Source organism: Streptomyces sp. T12 (assembly GCF_028736035.1).
Taxonomy (GTDB): domain Bacteria; phylum Actinomycetota; class Actinomycetes; order Streptomycetales; family Streptomycetaceae; genus Streptomyces.
On record NZ_CP117866.1, the window covers coordinates 10,554,780 to 10,573,903 of the forward strand.

Annotated in this window: 17 protein-coding genes and 2 pseudogenes; 7 read left to right on the plus strand and 12 right to left on the minus strand. The window is 72.3% G+C overall.

Annotated features, from left to right (window positions below; translation table 11 throughout):
• Positions 1 to 64 precede the first annotated feature (64 nt).
• A complete protein-coding gene (gene mptB, locus PBV52_RS47170) occupies positions 65 to 1,459 on the plus strand; it encodes a polyprenol phosphomannose-dependent alpha 1,6 mannosyltransferase MptB (RefSeq protein ID WP_274247999.1) in 1,395 nt (464 codons plus the stop codon).
• The gene (locus PBV52_RS51510) at positions 1,456 to 2,820 is read left to right on the plus strand and encodes a glycosyltransferase family 87 protein (RefSeq protein ID WP_306801478.1); all 1,365 of its coding nucleotides are present in this window, start codon (positions 1,456 to 1,458) and stop codon (positions 2,818 to 2,820) included. Before mptB ends, PBV52_RS51510 begins: the two co-directional genes overlap by 4 nt.
• An 80-nt stretch (positions 2,821 to 2,900) precedes the next feature.
• Here the strand turns inward: PBV52_RS51510 and PBV52_RS47180 are convergent.
• From PBV52_RS47180 to PBV52_RS47190, 3 genes and pseudogenes are all read right to left on the minus strand, one after another.
• Positions 2,901 to 3,737, minus strand: a pseudogene (locus PBV52_RS47180) (D-alanyl-D-alanine carboxypeptidase family protein); the annotation flags it as partial.
• Positions 3,738 to 3,830: 93 nt separating this feature from the next.
• A complete protein-coding gene (gene rho / locus PBV52_RS47185) occupies positions 3,831 to 4,967 on the minus strand; it encodes a transcription termination factor Rho (RefSeq protein WP_274248002.1) in 1,137 nt (378 codons plus the stop codon).
• 244 nt (positions 4,968 to 5,211) lie between these two features.
• Positions 5,212 to 6,039, minus strand: a complete 828-nt coding sequence (locus PBV52_RS47190) for a bifunctional 2-polyprenyl-6-hydroxyphenol methylase/3-demethylubiquinol 3-O-methyltransferase UbiG (RefSeq protein ID WP_274248004.1) — start codon at positions 6,037 to 6,039, stop codon at positions 5,212 to 5,214.
• A gap of 32 nt (positions 6,040 to 6,071) precedes the next feature.
• Between PBV52_RS47190 and PBV52_RS47195 the strand changes: the two are divergent.
• Positions 6,072 to 6,236, plus strand: a pseudogene (locus PBV52_RS47195) (RNA polymerase subunit sigma-24); the annotation flags it as partial.
• A gap of 396 nt (positions 6,237 to 6,632) precedes the next feature.
• Here PBV52_RS47195 and PBV52_RS47200 read toward each other — a convergent pair.
• Positions 6,633 to 7,031 carry a nuclear transport factor 2 family protein gene (locus tag PBV52_RS47200; RefSeq protein ID WP_274248006.1) on the minus strand — a complete coding sequence of 133 codons (399 nt, stop codon included), beginning with the start codon at positions 7,029 to 7,031 and terminating at the stop codon, positions 6,633 to 6,635.
• A 70-nt stretch (positions 7,032 to 7,101) separates the two neighbouring features.
• On the opposite strand from PBV52_RS47200, the gene PBV52_RS47205 reads away from it, so the two are divergent.
• Both PBV52_RS47205 and PBV52_RS47210 read left to right on the plus strand, forming a co-directional pair.
• Positions 7,102 to 7,659: a PadR family transcriptional regulator gene (locus PBV52_RS47205; RefSeq protein ID WP_274248007.1), complete on the plus strand. Its 558-nt coding sequence runs from the start codon at positions 7,102 to 7,104 to the stop codon at positions 7,657 to 7,659.
• A gap of 5 nt (positions 7,660 to 7,664) precedes the next feature.
• Positions 7,665 to 8,423 (plus strand): class I SAM-dependent methyltransferase, encoded by a 759-nt coding sequence (locus tag PBV52_RS47210; protein WP_274248009.1) that lies wholly within the window; start codon positions 7,665 to 7,667, stop codon positions 8,421 to 8,423.
• Here PBV52_RS47210 and PBV52_RS47215 read toward each other — a convergent pair.
• The 4 genes from PBV52_RS47215 to PBV52_RS47230 all read right to left on the minus strand — a co-directional run bounded on the left by PBV52_RS47215 (position 8,401) and on the right by PBV52_RS47230 (position 11,949).
• A complete protein-coding gene (locus PBV52_RS47215) occupies positions 8,401 to 9,144 on the minus strand; it encodes a GntR family transcriptional regulator (protein WP_274248011.1) in 744 nt (247 codons plus the stop codon). The two genes, PBV52_RS47210 and PBV52_RS47215, sit on opposite strands and share 23 nt — an antisense overlap.
• A gap of 130 nt (positions 9,145 to 9,274) precedes the next feature.
• A complete protein-coding gene (locus tag PBV52_RS47220) occupies positions 9,275 to 10,441 on the minus strand; it encodes a serine hydrolase (RefSeq protein WP_274248013.1) in 1,167 nt (388 codons plus the stop codon).
• A gap of 124 nt (positions 10,442 to 10,565) precedes the next feature.
• Positions 10,566 to 10,970 carry a nuclear transport factor 2 family protein gene (locus tag PBV52_RS47225; protein WP_274248015.1) on the minus strand — a complete coding sequence of 135 codons (405 nt, stop codon included), beginning with the start codon at positions 10,968 to 10,970 and terminating at the stop codon, positions 10,566 to 10,568.
• A 10-nt stretch (positions 10,971 to 10,980) separates the two neighbouring features.
• Positions 10,981 to 11,949 carry an acetylxylan esterase gene (locus PBV52_RS47230; protein WP_274248016.1) on the minus strand — a complete coding sequence of 323 codons (969 nt, stop codon included), beginning with the start codon at positions 11,947 to 11,949 and terminating at the stop codon, positions 10,981 to 10,983.
• 103 nt (positions 11,950 to 12,052) lie between these two features.
• On the opposite strand from PBV52_RS47230, the gene PBV52_RS47235 reads away from it, so the two are divergent.
• Positions 12,053 to 13,432 carry an 8-oxoguanine deaminase gene (locus tag PBV52_RS47235; protein ID WP_274248018.1) on the plus strand — a complete coding sequence of 460 codons (1,380 nt, stop codon included), beginning with the start codon at positions 12,053 to 12,055 and terminating at the stop codon, positions 13,430 to 13,432.
• 92 nt (positions 13,433 to 13,524) lie between these two features.
• Here the strand turns inward: PBV52_RS47235 and PBV52_RS47240 are convergent, their stop codons facing one another.
• The 3 genes from PBV52_RS47240 to PBV52_RS47250 form a co-directional block, all read right to left on the minus strand.
• On the minus strand, positions 13,525 to 14,109 hold the full coding sequence (locus PBV52_RS47240) for a hypothetical protein (RefSeq protein WP_274248020.1): 585 nt from the start codon (positions 14,107 to 14,109) through the stop codon (positions 13,525 to 13,527).
• Positions 14,110 to 14,186: 77 nt separating this feature from the next.
• Entirely contained in the window at positions 14,187 to 14,942 is a 756-nt protein-coding gene (locus tag PBV52_RS47245) for a ferredoxin reductase (RefSeq protein ID WP_274249977.1), read from the minus strand.
• A gap of 22 nt (positions 14,943 to 14,964) precedes the next feature.
• Positions 14,965 to 15,570 carry a sulfite oxidase-like oxidoreductase gene (locus tag PBV52_RS47250; RefSeq protein ID WP_274248022.1) on the minus strand — a complete coding sequence of 202 codons (606 nt, stop codon included), beginning with the start codon at positions 15,568 to 15,570 and terminating at the stop codon, positions 14,965 to 14,967.
• Between the two features lie 292 nt (positions 15,571 to 15,862).
• On the opposite strand from PBV52_RS47250, the gene PBV52_RS47255 reads away from it, so the two are divergent.
• The gene (locus PBV52_RS47255) at positions 15,863 to 16,669 is read left to right on the plus strand and encodes a putative protein N(5)-glutamine methyltransferase (RefSeq protein ID WP_274248024.1); all 807 of its coding nucleotides are present in this window, start codon (positions 15,863 to 15,865) and stop codon (positions 16,667 to 16,669) included.
• Between the two features lie 197 nt (positions 16,670 to 16,866).
• Here PBV52_RS47255 and PBV52_RS47260 read toward each other — a convergent pair whose 3' ends face one another.
• Positions 16,867 to 18,945 carry a SpoIIE family protein phosphatase gene (locus PBV52_RS47260; protein ID WP_274248026.1) on the minus strand — a complete coding sequence of 693 codons (2,079 nt, stop codon included), beginning with the start codon at positions 18,943 to 18,945 and terminating at the stop codon, positions 16,867 to 16,869.
• Positions 18,946 to 19,124: the final 179 nt, after the last annotated feature.

The following is a 19,124-nucleotide window of genomic DNA, read 5'->3' on the forward strand; positions in this document are numbered from 1 at the left end:
CCCCCGGAGGGCCCCGCGTCAACTGAAAGCCACCCGGCGTTGACACGCTGACCGAGTGTTGGCCATGGCTTTCCCCCTCGATCTCCGCCACTGCCAGATACTCGGTCTGGCAGGCACCGCCTTCCTCGCCCTGGGCGGTGAGACGGCCGGCGCGCTGCCGGTCCGGGAACTCCTGGCCCCGAGCTCCGCGCACGCGGCCCTCGGCCTGGTCGGCGTGTACTTCGGTGTCGTCCTGCTGATAGCGGCCTGGCTGCTGCTCGGCCGCCTCGTCCGCAGCGCAGACCCGCCGACCCCGCGCGCCCTGCTGCTGGTTCTGGCCCTCTGGGCCACCCCGCTGCTGATCGCGCCGCCGCTGTTCAGCCGGGACGTGTACAGCTACCTGGCCCAAGGTGCCATGGTCGACGCGCACATCGACGTGTACGCGCACGGGCCCGCCCACCTCGGCGGCCCGCTTGCGGACGAGGTCGCCCCGCTGTGGCGGCACACGGCGGCCCCCTACGGCCCGGTGTTCCTCGGCGTCGCCTCCGCGCTGTCCGGTCTGACGCGCGGCGAACTCCCCGCCGGTCTCCTCGGCATGAGGCTCATAGCGCTGCTCGGCGTGGCGCTGATGGCGGCCGCGCTGCCGCGCCTCGCCCGGCACAGCGGGGCCGACCCGTCCGCCGCACTGTGGCTGGGCGCCCTGAACCCGCTCGTGCTGCTGCACCTGGTCGCGGGCGCCCACAACGACGCCATCATGCTCGGCCTGCTCGGCGTGGGTCTGGTCGCGGCCCTCGGCCGGTGGCCGGTCGTGGGCGCCGTACTCGTCACGCTCGCCGCTCTGGTCAAGGCTCCTGCCGCACTCGGCCTCGCCGCGGTCGTGCTGCTCCAGATGCGAGCGGGCCACCGCCCGGCGAAGGCCGTCCTCACCACGGCGGCCGCGTCCGCCGCCACCACGGTCGCCGCAACGGCCGTCGCGGGCACGGGTTACGGCTGGATAGGCGCCCTGGACACCCCCGTCTCCCCGCAGAACTGGGCGCTGACCAGCCTGCTCGGCCGCGTCACCGCCTCGCTGCTGGAAGAGGCCGGCAGCGATCTGGCGCCGCTGGCCGTTCCGGTGTGGCACGTCTTCGGGCTGGTGCTCACCGCGGTCCTCGTGGTCCTCATATGGTGGCGCTGGCGTCCGCGCCCGGTGTACGCGCTGGGCCTGAGCCTGGCGGCCGTGGCCGCCTTCGGACCGGCGATCCGCCCCTGGTACGCCCTGTGGGGCCTGTTCCTCATCGCCGCCGCCGCGCCCAGCACGTCGGTACGGCACCGGGTGGCGGCCCTGACGGGAGTGCTCGCGCTCGCCGTCCTGCCCAGCGGCGGCGCCGCGGACGTCGGCCAGCTGGTGCTGGCGGTCTCCGGCGGCGCGCTCGCCGTGGTCGTCCTGTGGCAGGCGCATCTCGCGGCGCAGGCCCCGGCGCTGGAGCGCACCGCATGAGGCTGCCGCGCACCGACCGCGGCCGGGCCGTGCTGGTGCTCCTGCTCGCCGCCGCCGTGACCGTCTTCACCGCGACCGTGCCGTTGCTGCGCGACTGGTTCGACCTGCGCGTCTACTACGGCACCGTGGACAGCTGGATCCACCACGGCGGCCGTATCTACGACTACCAGGTGCCCGGCACGACGTACGGCTTCACGTACCCGCCGTTCGCCGCCGTCGCCATGCTGCCCATGGCGCTGCTCGATCTGCCCGCGGCGATCGTGGTGGCGCTGCTGCTCAACCTGGCGGCGCTGGCCTTTGTCCTGCGCGTACTGGCCGGACGGGCCTGGCGGCGCTACGGCTGGTACGGCTGTGCGCTGGCCGCCTGCGCGCTGGCCCTGTTCGAACCCCTGAGGGACACCTTCAGCTTCGGCCAGGTGAACGTCCTGCTGCTGGCCCTCGTGCTCCTCGACTGCCGGCTGCTGGCCACGGGGCGGGGCCGCTGGGCCGGTGTGGGCATCGGCCTCGCGGCCGCGATCAAGCTGACGCCTGCCGCGTTCATCGGCCTGCTGCTGGTGGCTCGGCGCCCGCGAACCGCCGCCGTGGCGAGCGCCGTTGCCGCAGCGGCGACGGCGCTCGCGGCCTGGGTGGCCCCCGACGCCTCCCGCTTCTACTGGACCCACGCGATGTGGGACACCACCCGGGTGGGCCGCCTCGACTACGTCTCCAACCAGTCGCTGCAGGGCATCCTGGCCCGCCTCGGCGTGTCCGAGCGCGCGGTCTGGGCGGTGGTGGCCCTGCTGGTCCTGGGCGTCTGGGTGGCGCGGTCACGCCGGGCGGTCGCCGCGGGGGACTGGACGGCCGCGTTCGCCCTCACCGGGCTGACCGCCTGCCTGGTCAGCCCGATCACCTGGGTCCACCACCTGGTGTGGCTCCTGCCCTCCTTCGCCGTCCTCGTCCGCGCCGGGCACCCGCGGATCGCGGGCGCCCTGTACGCGATGCTGTGCACCAGCGTGGTGTGGCTGTGGTTCGACGACGCTTCCGGCGTCGACGGCTTCCTCGGCAGCAACACCTACACCTGGATCACGCTCGGCCTGCTGCTGTGGCTGCCGGTCGGTCACTCCGGCTCGGCGCGCTCGACACCCTTGCCGCGGAGCACCAGCGACGTGGCACCGGCCCCCATCCCGGCGGCGCCCGCGATCGCCCACGCCTCCGCCCAGCCCGCCCCGGCAGGCCCGCCCCGCGATGCCACGTCCGCCACCACGGGCACCTTCGCGGGCCCCGGCCTCGACTTGACCCGCAAGGCGTCCAGCGACCCCACCGGCTCGACCCGCCCGGCCGCGTCGAACCCCCAGTCGAGCAACTCACCGGCCTCCTCGTAGACGGCGAACCCGCCCGCCCGGGGGTTCATCACCGTGACGACGAGGGTGCGATCCCCCCGGCGGGCGGCGGCGATGAGCGTGTTGCCCGCCTTGCTGGTGTAGCCGTTCTTGACACCGATCAGCCCCGGATACGGGTCCACCCCGTCCGCGCCGGTCAACAGCCGATTGGTGTTGCGGATCTCGTACGTCCAGCCGCCCCCGCCCGGGAACCGCGCCTCGGCCGTGCCGCAGTACCGCGCGAACTCCGCGTTGCGCAGCCCGGCCCGGCCGAACACCGCCAGGTCGTACGCCGACGACACCTGGCCGGGAGTGTCGTACCCGTCCGGCGACAGCACGCGCGTGTCGAGGGCGCCCAGCGCGATCGCCTTGGCCTGCATCTGGGCGGCCGTGGCGCGCCAGCCGCCGTTCAGCCCGGCCAGCACCCGCACGGCGTCGTTGCCGGAGCTGAGGAACACCCCGCGCCACAGATCGGCGACACGGTACGTACGTCCCTCGGCGAGCCCCACCAGACTGCTGCCGGGCCCGATTCCCGCCAGCTCCTCCTCACGCACCGTGTGCGGGACGCCGGCGGGCAGGGTCGGCAGCACGGTGAGGGCGAACAGCGACTTCAGGGTGCTGGCGGGCGGCAGCTTCCGGTGCGCGTTGTGCGCGGCGAGCACCTCGCCGGTGTCGGCGTCGGCCACCAGCCACGACAGCGCGGAGACGCGCGGAGTGCGGGGCACCGCGGAATCCGGCCGCACGTGGGTGCCGGACCGGTACAGCAGCGCGGGACGCGGCTTCGCCGCCGTCGGCCCGCCGGGCGGGTCGGGGTCGTGCCCGGGGCGGGCGACCGCGGTGGCGGGCGCGAGCGCCAGCAGGCCGGCCGCGCACAGGGCGCAGGTGAACACGAGCACCCGGGAAGGAAATCCGATCGTCATACCGTCAACGTAGGAAGGCGGCCGTCGTACACCGCGCTGCCCGGGCCGGGAGGGGCGCGCCGGCACCCGGACGGGCGATGCTTGCGCGTCGCGTCACTCGCCCGGCAGCGTCGGCTGGATCCGCCGCAGGAACGTGGCGTTGTCGGGTGTCTCGCGCATGCGCTCCAGGAGGGTTTCCAGGTTGGCCTGGCCGTCCCGGGTCTGCAGCGCCCGGCGCAGGCCGCGCACGGTGGCCAACTCGGCCGGGGGCAGGAGGAGTTCCTCGCGGCGGGTGCCGGACGGGTTGATGTCGACCGCGGGGAAGATACGGCGGGAGGCGAGGTCCCGGCTCAGGCGCAGCTCCATGTTGCCGGTGCTCTTGAGCTCCTCGAAGAAGAAGTCGTCGGCCCGGGAGCCGGTCTCCACGAGGGCCGTGGCGAGGATGGTGAGCGAACCGCCCTCCTCGGCGAGGCGCGCAGCGCCGAAGAACCGCTTCGGCCCCTGCAGCGCGGCCGCGTCGACGCCGCCGCTCAGGGTGCGGCCACCGGACGCGGCCGCGTTGTTGTGCGCCCGGCACAGCCGGGTCAGGGAGTCGAACAGGATGACGACGTCCTCGCCGGCCTCGACGAGCCGCTTGGCCCGCTCGATGACGAGCTCGGCGAGCGCGAGGTGCTGCTTGGGCGCCCGGTCGAAGGTCGAGGCGTACACCTCGCCCCGCACCGAGCGCTGCATGTCGGTGACCTCCTCGGGGCGCTCGTCGAGGAGCACCACCATCAGCCGGCACTCCGGGTGGTTGCCGGCGACGGCCGCCGCGATCTGCTGGAGCAGGACGGTCTTGCCGGTCTTGGGCGGCGCCACGATCAGCCCGCGCTGGCCCTTGCCGACGGGCGCGATCAGATCGGCGACCCGTCCGGTCAGGCCGGACGCCGGGTGTTCGAGACGGATCCGCTCACGCGGGTGAAGGGGCGTCAGCTCGCCGAAGCTGCGGCGGTTCTTGCCGGGGGTGCGGCCGTTGACGCGGGCGACTTCGGTGAGGGCGCGCTGGGTGCCGCGCACGCCGTCGACGAGGTCGCCCTTGCGCAGGCCGTGGCGGCGGATCAGAGCGGGGGAGACCTGAAGGTCGGAGGGAGAGGGCAGCAGGTCCTCGGCGCGCAGGTGGCCCTTCCCGCTCGCGTCGATGTCGAGGACGCCGGTGACGGCACGGACCGGGGGCTGCTGCTGGACTGGGGGGTGTTCGAGTGTGGTGGTCATGGTGGTCGGTCCTTTCACGGACGGAAGGCATGGGACATGCGGAAGGAAGGGGTGAGCCGCAGACATCGGGAAGGCGGACAGGGCGCCTTCGGGCGGCGGGAAACAGCACCTCGGATACGACGGAACCAGTGGTCACGAGGTGGTGAGGTGAAGCCGGTACGACGACCGGCGAACTGAAGGAGAACCAGCACCAGCGCCCACGACGGGGCGTACACAAGTGCTAACGGGACAGTACCACGGTGGTTCAGCGTGTGGCGAGCAAGCCGTACAACAGGGGAATGCGCGGCTCGGGCAGCCGCCACCAACCGGACGGTGTGCGCACCATCTGCGGCCAGCGTTGCCAGGGCAGCTCCTCGCTTTCACGCAGCCGCCGGACGGTCAGTCCCGCTCCGGTCAACGCGCCGAGGACCTCTCCTATTCCGTGCATCCACTCATAGCTGTCGGTGGCGCCCTCGACGGCCGGGCCGTCCGTGTACGTGTGGGTCGCGTCCCGGCGCACGGCGCCGTCGCCGCCCAGGTAGTCGTGGCGCAGCAGCAGCTCAGGACCTTCGCCCGGACCGGGCTTCGGGCCGAGGGAGTTGAGCAGCGGGTGGAACTCGACGATGTACAACAGCCCACCAGGACGCAGGAGTTGGGCCAGCACCCCAGCCCAGCGGTCGAGGTCGGGCAGATAGCACAGGGCCCCCTTGCCCGTGTACACCACGTCGAACTGCCGCCGCCCCAGGGCCTCCACGGCGTCGTACACATTGGCCTGTACGTAGGTGACGTCGAGCCCCGCCTTCTCGGCGATGCCGTTCGCGGCGGCCACGGACGCCTCGGAGAAGTCCAGGCCTACGGCCCGCGCCCCGCGCTGCGCGAAGGCGATCGTCTCGGTGCCGAGGTGGCACTGCAGATGGAGCACATCGCGGCCGGCCAGCTCCCCGAGGTCGTCCCATTCGAAGGAGGCGAACCAGCGGGCGGGGTCGAGGTCCTGGTCGAGGCCGTAGAACCGGCTGGCGAGGTGGACGGGGGTGCGGGCGTCCCAGTTCGCCTGGTTCGCCGACATCATCCGCGCGTGCTCGTCGGTGGTCATGGGGACATCCAATCGCGAACACCGCCGGTGGCGACAGCGGCGTGCAGGACGACCGGCTGTGGCTGATCTTCACCTGCTGTCATCCCGCGCTGCCCATCGAGGCCGGAGTCGCGCTGACCCTGCGTTCGCTCGCGGGCCCGACGGCACCGGAGATCGCTCGCGCCTTCCTCGTCCCCGAGCCGACCAGGGGTGAGAGAGCCCGTACGACACCGGAGGGCCCCGATGGCCACTTCCGCCCCCACGCGCCGCACTCGCAAGCTGCACCAGGCCCTCGCTGCGCTGTTGCGGGCACGCCGAACCCCACGCGTTCCCGGCGACGCACCCGGCACACCGGCGTCTGGCTCGCCGGACTCCGCCTGGGAGGCTGACCGGTGATCGCCTCCGACTCCCGCCGCTCATACGCCCTCGGCCTGCTCTGTCCGGCCGGGTTCACCTTGCTGTTCGGTCTGTCCTCGCTGCTGTGCGGATTCGCCTGGACGGCCGGTGTGCTGGTGGCGGCGCGCGCCGTGCGTGACGGCTCGGCCGCCGTCATGGCACCGACCGCCCTTTCGATCCCGACGGCGGGCCAACGGGCCGCGTTCACGGCGTGGCTGTCACGCCGAGCGCGTCTCCGCCTCCTTCGCGATCTGCTCGAACTGCGCCCCCATCGCCTCGGCCAGCGCCTGTGCACCCGACAGCGGACGGACCATGACCATGAACTCGTCGATCAGGCCGGCCTCGTTCACCCGGAGGAAGTCGCAGCCGGTGATCTCCCGGTCGCCCACCCGGGCGGTGAAGACCAGCGCGTGATCACGGCCGCCCGGATCGTTGATCTCCCGCACATAGCGGAAGTCCTCGAAGACCCGCACCACACCGCGCAGGATCGCCGCGGTGATCGCCTTGCCGGGGTACGGCTTGAACACGACCGGGCTGGTGAAGACGACGTCCTCCGCCAGCAGGGCCTCCACGGCATCGAAGTCGCCGGCCTCGACCGCCTCACGGAACGCGCGCATCGGATCACCTCATAGTCAATTAGTTGAGTAGATGCGGATGAGAATAGTCACCTGCTGTTAACGTGTCCATATGTCCCTCAAGTACGCCGTCCTCGCCGCCCTCCTGGAGGGCGAGGCCTCGGGCTACGAGCTGTCCAAGGTCTTCGACGTCTCGTTCGCCAACTTCTGGCCGGCGACCCCGCAGCAGCTCTACCGGGAGCTGGAACGCCTGGAGCGGGACGGCCTCGTCGAGGCCCGGTTCGTGCAGCAGGAACGGCGGCCGAACAAGCGGATGTTCACGCTCACCGCGGCCGGCCGGGACGACCTGCGCACCTTCGCCGCCGAGCCGCCCCGACGGCCCACCGCCATCCGCGACGAACTCCTGATCAAGCTCCAGGCCATGGAGGACCCCGAGAGCACCCGCGCCCTGATCGAGGAGCGCATGACGTGGGCGCGCGGCAAACTCGACCGCTACGAACGCGTCCGCGGACGCCTGCTCGACGGGCGGACCGAGGAGGAGTACCTGAGCGAGTCCGACCGCATCGGGCCGTACCTGACGCTGCTGGGCGGAATCTCCTTCGAGGAGGAGAACCTGCGCTGGTGCGAGCGCGTTCTCGCCGTCCTCGAGCAGCGCGTCGCCGCGGGGTGACGCGGATGTTCAGCCCCGAAGGCCCCTCCCTGCGCGAACTCGCCGTCCAGGCGCTGTCGTCGGTCGAGCGCGGATACGACCTCCTCGCCCCGAAGTTCGACCACACACCGTTCCGTACGCCGGACTCGGTGCTCACCGCCGTCACGTCGGCCCTCGCGCGAACCGGCCCGTACGACGACGGCCTCGACCTGTGCTGCGGGACGGGCGCCGGTGTCGGGGTGCTGGCCGAGGTGTGCCGGCACAGTGTCACCGGCGTCGACTTCAGCGCCGGCATGCTCGACGTGGCCGTCGCCCGGCGGCAGGTCCAGGTCGGGGAGGCCGGGGCGCCGCGCGTCGCCTGGGTCCGCGCGGACGCCCGTGCCCTGCCGTTCGCCCCCGCCTTCGACCTCGTGGTGAGCTTCGGGGCGTTCGGCCATTTCCTGCCCAGTGAGCTGCCGGGGCTGTTCGCCCAGGTCCACTCCGTCCTGCGGCCCGGCGGGTGCTTCGTCTTCCCCGTCGTGGCCCCGCCGCGTCCCGCGTCCCTCGTCTACTGGATGCTGCTCGGCTTCGACGCGGCGATGCGGGTGCGCAATGCCGTGTGGCGCCCGCCCTTCGTCATGTACTACCGGGCCTTCCGGCTCGGGGAGGCGCGGAGCGAGCTCGCACGCGCCGGCTTCCAGGTGGAGCTGCAGGCCCTGCCCGAGTTCGGGCGACGGCGGGACGGGAGTCCGCGCGTGCGGATGGTCGTGGCCCGGCGCCCGCTCAGCCCGCCGCCGGCAGCGTGAACTCGTAGACCAAGGCGTCCTGTTGGGCGTCCACGACGAGGTCCGTGATCTCCAGCGGGCGGGCGTACTGATCGTGCACACGCCGGGTGACCCGCACCGAAGGCGCGCCCGGGAGGCGGGTGATGGCGTCCCGGTGGTGCAGGGTGAGGCCCGCCTTGCGCATCCAGTCGTAGGCGCGGCGCAGTTGGGCCGACCCGGTGCCGTCGGCGCGGTCGCGATAGCGGGCGAGCTCGGCCACCTCGGCCAGCGCGACCGCGGAGAAGGACGTCACGGCCGTACGCCGGCCGCGTCCGTCGGCGCCCGCGGACTCGTAGCGGTGCACCAGGGTCGGCCGGTGCGGGGCGAGCCCCAGGGCCTCGGCGTGCTCCGGCGGGGGAGTCTCCCAGGTGACCGTGGCCCGGTCCACGGCATCCGGGCTCGTGGTCCGTGCGCCGACCGGGAAGGTGAGGGAAGCCGGGGTCTCGACCGGCGGACCGGGCAGGGTGGCATGGCTGCCCCGCCGGTCGGTGGCGACCAGACCGCTGCGGCGCAGCACCTCCAGCGCCTGCCGTACGGTCTCCCGGCTGACCTCGAAGTGCTCCGCCAACTGCCGTTCCCCCGGCAGCCGTTCGCCGGGTGGGATGGTTCCGTCGCGCAGCTCGCCGACCAGCTGGGTGGCGATCCTCCGGTACAGCGGCTGCGCTTCGGGGAGCGAGCGGTCGTGCGGGGTGGTGCGGGCCATGCCGCGCCTCCTGTTGGTGACGTGTCGTAGCCGTGCGGGTTCGTTGCGCCACCAGATCTAAGCATTGGTCTAAACCACCAGGGAAGGGTGGTCTGTCACTTCGGCCGAAACGACCCGTGCGGACCGGCCGTCACAGGGCCCCGTAGAGGGCGTCGAGCAGGGCCATCTTCCGTGGGTCGTCGGCGATATGAGGCCCCATCCGGTTCATCACATAGCCCAGCGACACCCCGGCCTCCGGATCGGCCAGACCGCAGGAGCCGCCGAAGCCGTCGTGTCCGAAAGCCCGCGGATTGGGCCCGTACGAGCCGTTCGGCCCGCTCAGCCACAGCCCGAGCCCGACCTCGGTCGCGCTCTCGAACCCGGCCCCGAGCACCAGATCGCGGCAGCTGCCCTGCCCCTCGCGCACCCGCTCGGCCGCCTCGGGGGACAGGACGCGATGGCCGTCGTACGACCCGCGGCCCGCGAAGATGCCGTACAGCGCGGCGACCGCCCGGGCGGTGCCGTGCCCGTTCGCCGCGGGGATCTCGGCGGCCCGCCACTCGGGAGAGTTGGCGTCGGGCGCCCCCACGGCGGGGTTGGTCAGCGCGGCGAGGGCGGCGGGCGCCAACTGGCTGAAGATCGCGGCCTGTTCACTGGTCGTCGCCACCGGCGGCTGCACCAGCTCGGCCACCCGCCCGGAGTCCTTCTCCGGCAAGCCGATCGCGAAGTCGATCCCGAGCGGCCCGGTCACCTCCCGCTCCAGAAAGGCCCCGGGCAGCAGTCCCGACACACGCCGCACGACCTCCCCGACCAGGAAACCGTAGGTGAACGCGTGGTACCCCGATCGCGTCCCCGGCGCCCACCACGGCTCCATCGCCGCGAGCCGCTGCGTCGTCAACTCCCAGTCGCAGAGCTGCTGAAGCGAGTGCGGCTCACGCAGCCCGGACAGACCGGCCCGGTGCGAGAGCAGATGCCGTACGAGGATCTGTTCCTTGCCCGCGGCGGCGAACTCCGGCCAATACGTGGCCACCGGTGCGTCGAGGTCGATCAGTCCCCGGTCGGCGAGGATGTGCGCGCACAACGCCGTCGGCCCCTTGGACGTGGACCACACGTTGACCAGCGTGTCGCGCTCCCAGGAGCGGCTGCGCGCCGCGTCGGCCCACCCGCCCCACAGGTCCACGACGGTCTCGCCGCCGACGGTGACGGCGACCGCGGCGCCCAGCTCGCCGCGCTCCCGGAAATTCGCCTCGAACGCAGTCCGTACCGCCGCGAACCGCGGATCGCAGTGCCCGTGCACCTGTGCCTCGTGCTCCGTCATGGCCCACCCCTGGTCGTCCACTGGTCGTCCGCCGGAAACCCGGGCCGCGACAGTGCGACCCGGGTTCCCTGAACGTACCGACTGGTCGGACTGGACGGAAGGCGGCGAACACGCCGACCTCACCTCACCCGAAGAACAGCGCGCCTTCCGGCTCCCGGTGCCCTTCGACCGTGTGCCAGTAGTCGCGGGTCTCGACGGCCAGCCCGGCGGCGTCGAACCGCACGAAGACGCAGCCCGCGAGCGTGGACGGCGCGCCCTCCTCCTCGGCGAGGACCCGGAACTCGGCAACGGCCACGCCGTCCTCGCCGACGACCGGCGCGGAGAAACGCACGTCGGTCACCCGCTCGCCGGCGAACGACCAGCGCAGATAGGCGGCCAGTTCGGCGCGCCCCCGGTGCGGCGCGCGGAACGGCATCGAACGGTGGACGCAGTCCTTGGCATACAACTCCAGCAGCGCGTCCACGTCGTGCTCGGCCCAGGCCCGCTGCCAGACCCGGACGAACCGCTCCGCCGCCTCACGCGTCTTCATGCACGGCCTCTCAGGCGTGCGAGCGCAGCCAGTCCAACTTGGCCGCCTCGTGGAACGGGCCGCCGCCCTCGTGGTCGTTGAAGTCGTACACCTCGATGGCCTTCTCGCCGTGGGCCCAGGCGTTGTAGGCCGCGAACACGGTGGAGGGCGGGCAGGTCTGGTCCTCCAGGGCCGCCGAGAACAGGGCGGGCGACTGGCCGCGGGCCGAGAAGTGGACGCCGTCGAAGTAGGACAGGGTGCGCAGGACGTCGTCGGTGCGGCCCCGGTGCGTCTTGAGGTAGAGGCCGATCTCGCGGTACGGGTGGCGGTCCGTGAGGGTCGCCGCGCGCGGGTAGTCGCACAGGAACGGCACGTCCGGCGCGATCGCCGTCAGATCCGGCACCAGGCCACCGACCGCGATCGTGATGCCGCCGCCCTGGCTCGAACCGATCGCGATCGTGCGCGAGGCGTCGGCCAGCGGATGCGAGCGGGCGGCCTCGACCGCACGCACCGCGTCCGTGAATACCCGGCGGTAGTAGTAGTTCTCGGGCGCGTCGATGCCACGGGTCATGAAACCGGGGTAGGCCGGCGCGGCCCCCACCGGGTCCGGCGTCCCGCCGCCGGCGCCCCACGCGCTGCCCTGACCGCGCGTGTCCATCATGAAGTGCGCCCGGCCCGTGGACGCCCACAGCAGGTTCTCGTGCGGCAGGCCGCGCCCGCCGCCGTAGCCGATGAACTCCACGACCAGCGGCAACGGCTCGCCGGCCCCGGCGGGCAGGCGCAGCCAGCCCTTCACCGGGTGACCGCCGAACCCGGCGAACGTCACGTCGTACACCTGCACTGTGGAAAGCCCTGTTTCGACCGGCTCGAAGCGGGCGTCCAGCGGGTGCTCGCGAGCCTCATCGAGGGTCTTGGACCAGAACGCGTCGAAGTCCTCGGGTTCGACGGACTTGCTGCGGTACTCGCGCAGTTCGTCGAGCGGAAGGTCGAACAGGGCCATGGAAGACCGCCTTTGCCAAGAGTGAGTGCGGATGATCACACCGTACGTGGGTGATCGGAGGACTCGCCAGATCTTTCCCGAGCCGAGCGCCTACGATGGCGCCATGACGTCTGCCGTCGATGCTCCGGTGCAGGCTGCGGACCTGCTGGTCAGGGATGCCGAACTGCTGGTCGTGGACGGGGAGCGGGAGATCCCGGGCGGCTGGCTGGCCGTCACCGGTGGTCGGGTCACCGGCGTCGGTACCGCCGGGAGCGAGCCCGAGGCCCGCACCACCGTCTCGGCGGCCGGACGGCTCGTCACCCCGGGCCTGGTCAACACGCACCATCACATCTACCAGAACCTCACCCGCTCCTACGCGCCCGCCGTGAACGGCTCCCTGTTCGACTGGCTGACCACCCTCTACCCGCTCTGGGCGGGCCTCGACGAGGAGGCCGCGTACGTGTCGGCCTACGTCGGCATGGCCGAACTGCTGATGGGCGGCTGCACCATGTCGTCCGACCACCTCTACGTCCATCCGCGTCCGCGTCTCGTCGACGCCGAGATCCGCGCCGCCCGCGACATCGGCTTCCGCTTCCACGCCACCCGGGGCTCGATGACCCGCTCCGTCGAGGACGGGGGACTGCCGCCGAGGAGCGTCACCCAGACCGAGGACGAGGTGCTGGCCGACAGCGAGCGCCTCATCAGCACGTACCACGACCCCGAACCGGGCGCGCTGGTGCGGGTCGCACTCGCGCCCTGCTCACCGTTCTCGGTGACCAAGTCCCTCATGACGGCGACGGCCGAACTCGCCGAGCGCCACGACGTACGGCTGCACACGCACCTCGCCGAGGACCACGACGAGGACACGTACTGCCTTGAGAAGTACGGCTGCCGTCCCGTCGAGTACTTCGAGGAGACGGGATGGATGAGCGACCGCAGCTGGGTCGCGCACTGCATCTACCCGAACGACGCCGAGCTGCGCCGCCTCGCGGCCGCGGGCGTCGGCGTGGCGCACTGCCCCAGCTCCAACATGCTCATCGGCGGCGGCACCGCGCGCGTGAAGGAGATGCGCGAACTGGGCCTGCCCGTCGGCATCGGCTGCGACGGCTCCGCCTCCACGGACCACGCCTCCCTCTGGATGGAGACCCGGGCGGCCCTGCTGCTGGGCCGCTATCGCGGCGGACCCGGCGCGATGACCGCCCGCGACGCCCTCGACATCGCCACCAGAGGCTCGGCGCGCTGTCTGGGCCGGGACGACGAACTCGGCCATCTGCGGCCCGGGGCCTGCGCGGACCTGGTCGTCTGGGATCTGCACGCGGTCTCGCTTGCCGGTGCGCTCAGTGACCCCGTGGAGGCCTGGCTGCGCTGCGGGCCGGCCCGGGCGTGGACCACGGTGGTCGCCGGCCGGATCCTGGTCGACCGGGGCGAGCCCCGCTTGACCGGGCTGGCGGACGCACTGGGGGCGCACGACCGGATCGCTCGCCGGATGCAGCAGGGTGAGTGATGCGGCAGGGTGAGCAGCTTCGTAGGCACGAAGCGCGCCCAGGTCGTCCACGCGAAGCGCGCCCAAGAGACAGACCAGCGGGACGCGATGGGTCACGCCCGGCGGCCCGTCCACTCCGGCTCCGTCCGGGCCCACTCCTGATCCCATTCGGCCAGGCGACGACGCATCGCGGCATGGCGTACGACCGTGTGGCCGAAGAGGATCACGGCGACCGCGCCGCCCGTCGCGCAGACGCCGATGGTGACGGTGTGCTGCCAGACCGCCGTGTCGTCCGCGGGCGGGGCCACACTCCGGCCCCGGGAGTCCAGCCACACGTCGACCATGTCGCCGTTCCGTGTGCCCGCCGGAACGCGTGCCGTGGCCGTACGCGGATCGCCTTCCGGCTCCGTCCAGCGGACCGTCGTCCTCGCGGACGGCTGCCGTCCGCCCTGTGTCATGGGGAGCGCGTCGGAGGTCCTGCCGATGACCTCGGCCCGGATCTGACGGCGCTCGGCACGCTGCTCCCGGGCGGTCGCCCGGGCGTCGTCATGGGCCCACCAGGCGGTGAGTACCCCCACCAGGGGAGCGGCGACGAGCAGCAGGACCGCCACGGTGAGCAACGCCCACGCCTCGACGACATCCGACCGGCGCCGCAGCGGACTGTGCCGCAGGCGCCGGCCACGCACCCGGTATCGCATGGCGTCCAGGTACCCCGTACACCGGACATCGTTCCTGGCGATCCCGGCGGGACCCGCGGCCGGTGCCGGAGCGCCGATCAGCCGAAGCGCTCGATCCGGATACGGTGCACCGGCTGACCTGCCGCGACGAGCAGCCGGGAGGCATGCTCGGCGAATCCGTTGGAGCCGCACACATAGGCCTCCCACCCACCGTGTGGCTGCTCGGCCAGGAGCGGCGCCACATGTGCGGCGGCCATACGTCCCACGGCCACACCCTCCGGCGCGCTCCGTGTGAACACGGGCGTCGTCTCCGCGCCGTACTCCCGCGCGTAGATCAGCTCCTCGGGGCTGCGCGCCGACACCAGCAGCCGCAACGGCACGTCCAGACCCCGCGCCTTGTGGTGTCGCAGCATCGGCATCAGCGGTACGACGCCGGAGCCGGCGCCGACCAGCAGCGCGGGCCGGTCCCCGGGCCAGGCGAAGAAGCCGCTGAGCGGGCCGCGCACCTCGACCGTGTCGCCGGGCTTGGCAACGGTGTGGAACCACCCGGAGACCTCACCGCCCTCGACATGGTCCAGGGTCAGCTCGATGTGCCCGGCGTCGTCCGGCGCGGACGCGATCGAGTAATGGCGCTGGGCCACATAGCCGTCCTCGGCGGTCAGCCGCAGCATCAGGTGCTGGCCGGGCAGGTGGCCCGCCCAGGCGGGCACCGCGAGGCGGAAGGTGGCGGCGTGCGGGGTCTCGGGGCGGATCTCGGTGATCGTGGCGGTCTGCCACACCGCGGCGGCCCGGTTGCTGACGGCGATCCGCCCGGGCACGGCGAAACGGGTCGGGGGAGTGAACGTCTCAGTCACAGTCACCTCAGTCGCAGTCACCTCAGTCACCGGAGTACCGCTGCTCCTGCCAGGGGTTGCCGCGGGCGTGGTAGCCGTTCTGCTCCCAGAAGCCCGGCTCGTCGCGGTCGAGGATCCGCAGGCCTGCGATCCACTTGGCGCTCTTCCAAAAGTACAGGTGCGGCACCAGCAGCCGTGCCGGGCCACCGTGCTCCGGGGCGAGTGGCTCCCCGTCGAACTCCCAGGCGATCCACGCCCGCCCGCCGGTCAGGTCGGCGAGGGGCAGGTTGGTGGTGTACCCCGTGTGCGAATAGGCGACGGCATGGGTGGCGGACACATGGGGCCGGACCACATTGAGGAAGGCGTCCAGCGACACGCCACCGAAGCGGACCCCGAACTTCGACCAGCTCGTCACGCAGTGGATGTCGCCCTCGTACACCGACGCCGGCAGTTCATGTGCCTGCTCCCAGCTCCAACTGCGCTCCTCCTCCACCAGGCCGTCGACCCGGAAGGACCATTCGGCGGGCGTCAGCTCGGGCGTGACCTCTGCGGACAGGACGGGCCAGTCGTCGCCCGCGTCGTACTGGCCGGGCGGCAGCGCGGCGTTCGGGACGCGTGGGCGCCCTGTGAAGCCTCTGGTGACGTTCATACGGGTGGTGCCTCCAGGCCGCCGTGGGCACGGCCCGTGGGTCGAGCGTGATCAGTACGTTTGTCATTCAACCGTATAGGCCCTGGCTCATCATCGTCGATGCGCCGTAGCTTCCGTGATCGTTGGGGTAAGGTTGCCGATCGGTCGGGACAGTCCCGGCCCTGCGGAGCCCAGGAGGTGAGACCCATTACTGCTGTGTCAGGTCGGGTGCTCTCACCTCGGATCGGCGCGGATCACCGCCAGTAGGCGACCGCGAGAGTACCCTTCGGCTTCCGAAAGGTCCTCGGCTTCCATGCCCCCTCTCTCCTCTTCCTCGCCCTCGTACCCCTCGTCGCTCTCGCGTGACGCGGTCGTGACCGCACTCCGAGCCGCCGGCTGTGTCTTCGCCGAGGACGAGGCACGGTTGATCCTGGCCGCCGCCCGCACCCCGGACGAGCTGGCCGCGATGGTGGAGCGTCGCGTCACCGGCCTGCCCCTCGAACTCGTCCTCGGCTGGGCCGAGTTCCGCGGCCTGCGCATCGCCGTCGAACCCGGCGTCTTCGTCCCCCGCCGCCGTACCGAGTTCCTGGTCGAACAGGCCCTCGCCCACGCCCCCGACGCCTCCGTCGTCGTGGACCTGTGCTGCGGCTCGGGCGCGGTCGGCGCGGCACTGGCCGCCGCGCTCGGCAAGGTCGAGCTGCACGCCGCCGACATCGACCCGGCGGCGGTGCGCTGCGCCCGCCGTAACGTGGCCGCCTTCGACGGTCAGGTGCACGCGGGCGACCTCTTCGAGGCGCTGCCCGACAGCTTGCGCGGCCGCGTCGGCATCCTCGCGGCGAACGTGCCGTACGTACCCACCGGCGAGGTCGCCCTCCTGCCCGCGGAGGCGCGTGACCACGAGCCGCGGGTCGCGCTGGACGGCGGTCCGGACGGGCTGGACGTCCTGCGCCGCGTCGCCGCCGAGGCGCCCCGGTGGCTGGCCCCCGGCGGCTGTGTGCTGGTCGAGACGAGCGAGCGCCAGGCGCCGACGGCCCTGGAGGCCTTCACCGGCAGTGGACTGTCGGCGCGTCTGGTCGCCTCCGAGGAGCTGTACGCGACTGTCGTGGTCGGCCTCAACTAGCCGTCGTCGGACCGCGTGCCGACGAGGAAGACGTCCTCGCCGGTCTTGAGGTCGGCGGCGCCGGAGCTCTGGTCCCGTCGTGACGGACGACGGTGTCCGAGCCGACGGCCCACTTCCACTCGGCGCCGTCTCACTCTCGACGGTGACATGGGGGAGCGCGTGTCCCTCCCGTCTCCTCGGCGTCGGTGCCGCAGCCGTCAACTCGGGGGCAGCACGCGCGCGATGAGCAGTGCCACGTCGTCGGAGTTGTCGGGCTGGTGCAGGGTGCGCAGGAGGAGGTCGCAGCACTCCTCCAGGGGGCGGTCGGGGTCGTCGAGGAGCGCGAGGAGCGCGTCGAGGCGTTCGTCGAGCGGGTGTTGCCGGGTCTCGACGAGGCCGTCGGTGTAGAAGACCAGCTGGTCGCCGGGTTCGAGGGCGACGGTCGTCGTGGAGAAGGCGACGCCGCCGACGCCCAGCGGTGCTCCGGTGGGCAGTTCGAGGAGTTCCGGCGGGTGGCCGTGGCGGACGCGGACGGGCGGCAGGTGCCCGGCGTTGGCGATCCGGCACTGCCGCAGCTGTGGGTCGTGGACGGCGTAGACGCAGGTGGCGATGGAGTGGTCGAGGCCCTCGGTGATCTTGTCGAGGTGTTCCAGGAGCAGGGTCGGTTCGAGGTCGAGGGAGGCCAGGGTGTGCGTGGCGGTGCGCAGCCGGCCCATGGTCGTGGCGGCGTCGATGCCGCTGCCCATCACGTCCCCGACGACGAGCGCGGTCTTGCCGCCCTCCAGCGGAATCACGTCGAACCAGTCGCCGCCGACCTCGGCGCTGGCGCCCGCGGGCTGGTAGCGGGAGGCGACCTCCAGGCCACCGGTCAGCGGCGGATGGCTGGGCAGCAGGCTGCGCTGCAGGGTGAGGGCGATGTCGCGGGCGTTCTGGTACCAGCGGGCGTTGTCGATCTGCACGGCCGCGCGGGCCGCCAGCTCACGGGCGAGCAGCAGGTCGTCCTCGCTGAACGGCAGCGGATTGCGGGTGCGCTTGAGGTCCAGGGCGCCGAGCACCTCGCCGCGCGCGATCAGCGGCACCGCAAGATAGGAGTGCACGCCCGCGCGGCCCAGCTGGCCGGCGGCCTCGGGGGAGCGGGCGATGCGCGGCAGGTCCTTCTCCTCGACGTGCGCCACCATGACCGGACTCGCGGTGCGCACGCACTCGGTGACCAGGCGGTCGGGTCCGTAGCGGGCGACCTGGCCCGGCCGGTCGGCGGCGTCGAGAGCCTCCGTGTCGTCCTCCGCCTTGACGGCCAGGGCGCGGATCACCGCCGATTCCGCGGGCCCGAGACTGCTGCGCCTGCCCTCGACCACGGCTTCCAGCAGATCCACGGCCGCCACGTCGGCGAGCTCCGGCACGGCGACGTCGGCCAGCTCGCGCGCCGTACGGTCCAGGTCCAGCGTGGTGCCGATCCGCGCGGAGGCGTCGGCGATGAGCGCCAGGCGCCGCCGTGCCGTCTCGGCCTCGACGGCGGCCTGATGCTGTTCGGTGATGTCCACGGCCATGCCGGCCACGCCGAGCACGGTCCCCGCCGTGTCCTCCAGCCGGTAGAGCGAGATGGACCAGAAGTGCTCCCGGTCCGGATCGGCCGGAGTCCGGCCCACGATGCGCTGGTTGATCAGCGGTTCACCGGTCCCCAGCACTTCACGCAGCGCCGCCTCGATGGCGTCGGCATCGATGTCCGGCAGCAGCTCGCGCGGCGTATGGCCGATGTGGTCCTCGGCGGGGATGCCGTTGAGCATGGCCAGCGCCTCGTTGACCGAGACGTACCGCAGATCGGTGTCGAGGACGGCCAGGCCGACCGGAGCCTGCGCGATCGTCCGGGTCGACAACGCGACGTCCCGCTCCACCTGGCGGACCGTCGACTGGTCGGCGCACAGGCCCAGCGCGTAGACGTCCCCCCGGTCGTCCAGCAGCCGCATGTTGCGGAACTCGACCAGTCGTGTGGTGCCGTCCTTGCGCCGGATCGGGAAGGCCCCGGCCCAGCCCTCGCCGGTCTCCATGACGTCGGAGAACAGCTTGATGACCAGATCCAGGTGCTGTTCGTGGACCATGATCCGGGCGGCGTACTCGCCCAGCGCCTCCTGCGCCGGATAGCCGAACAGTTCCTCGGCCTGGGGGCTCCACAGCACGATGCGCCCCTCGGTGTCCAGCACCACCGAGGCCACGCCCAGCACGTCGAGCAGCCCGCTCGGCCCTACCGGCCCGCGCACCGGCTCGTCGCCCTCGGTCACGGGACGTTCGGCTGCAGACATCCCACGCACCGCCTTCGCCCATTCACGCGGCACGTCGTTCCCCCGTGCCGACTCCCCTTGTTCTACCGCGTTCAACCGTCTCCGGGCTCCCTTTGGTCGTCCACCTCCACCATCCCTCAACACGACGGTGAACGTCCGCCGGAGTCATCACGAGGGCACGGGACTGTGGCCGATCAGAC

Excerpts from the sequence above, each read along its gene's own strand:
- rho (WP_274248002.1), bottom strand. The coding sequence starts at position 4,967 with ATGACCACCACACTCGAACACCCCCCAGTCCAGCAGCAGCCCCCGGTC.
- PBV52_RS47225 (WP_274248015.1), bottom strand. The coding sequence starts at position 10,970 with ATGAAGACGCGTGAGGCGGCGGAGCGGTTCGTCCGGGTCTGGCAGCGG.
- PBV52_RS47235 (WP_274248018.1), top strand. The coding sequence starts at position 12,053 with ATGACGTCTGCCGTCGATGCTCCGGTGCAGGCTGCGGACCTGCTGGTC.
- PBV52_RS47250 (WP_274248022.1), bottom strand. The coding sequence starts at position 15,570 with ATGAACGTCACCAGAGGCTTCACAGGGCGCCCACGCGTCCCGAACGCC.
- PBV52_RS47255 (WP_274248024.1), top strand. The coding sequence starts at position 15,863 with ATGCCCCCTCTCTCCTCTTCCTCGCCCTCGTACCCCTCGTCGCTCTCG.
- PBV52_RS47200 (WP_274248006.1), bottom strand. The coding sequence starts at position 7,031 with ATGCGCGCGTTCCGTGAGGCGGTCGAGGCCGGCGACTTCGATGCCGTG.
- PBV52_RS47190 (WP_274248004.1), bottom strand. The coding sequence starts at position 6,039 with ATGACCACCGACGAGCACGCGCGGATGATGTCGGCGAACCAGGCGAAC.
- PBV52_RS47210 (WP_274248009.1), top strand. The coding sequence starts at position 7,665 with ATGTTCAGCCCCGAAGGCCCCTCCCTGCGCGAACTCGCCGTCCAGGCG.
- PBV52_RS47240 (WP_274248020.1), bottom strand. The coding sequence starts at position 14,109 with ATGCGATACCGGGTGCGTGGCCGGCGCCTGCGGCACAGTCCGCTGCGG.
- PBV52_RS47220 (WP_274248013.1), bottom strand. The coding sequence starts at position 10,441 with ATGACGGAGCACGAGGCACAGGTGCACGGGCACTGCGATCCGCGGTTC.
- PBV52_RS47205 (WP_274248007.1), top strand. The coding sequence starts at position 7,102 with ATGTCCCTCAAGTACGCCGTCCTCGCCGCCCTCCTGGAGGGCGAGGCC.
- PBV52_RS47230 (WP_274248016.1), bottom strand. The coding sequence starts at position 11,949 with ATGGCCCTGTTCGACCTTCCGCTCGACGAACTGCGCGAGTACCGCAGC.
- PBV52_RS47260 (WP_274248026.1), bottom strand. The coding sequence starts at position 18,945 with ATGTCTGCAGCCGAACGTCCCGTGACCGAGGGCGACGAGCCGGTGCGC.
- PBV52_RS47215 (WP_274248011.1), bottom strand. The coding sequence starts at position 9,144 with ATGGCCCGCACCACCCCGCACGACCGCTCGCTCCCCGAAGCGCAGCCG.
- PBV52_RS51510 (WP_306801478.1), top strand. The coding sequence starts at position 1,456 with ATGAGGCTGCCGCGCACCGACCGCGGCCGGGCCGTGCTGGTGCTCCTG.
- mptB (WP_274247999.1), top strand. The coding sequence starts at position 65 with ATGGCTTTCCCCCTCGATCTCCGCCACTGCCAGATACTCGGTCTGGCA.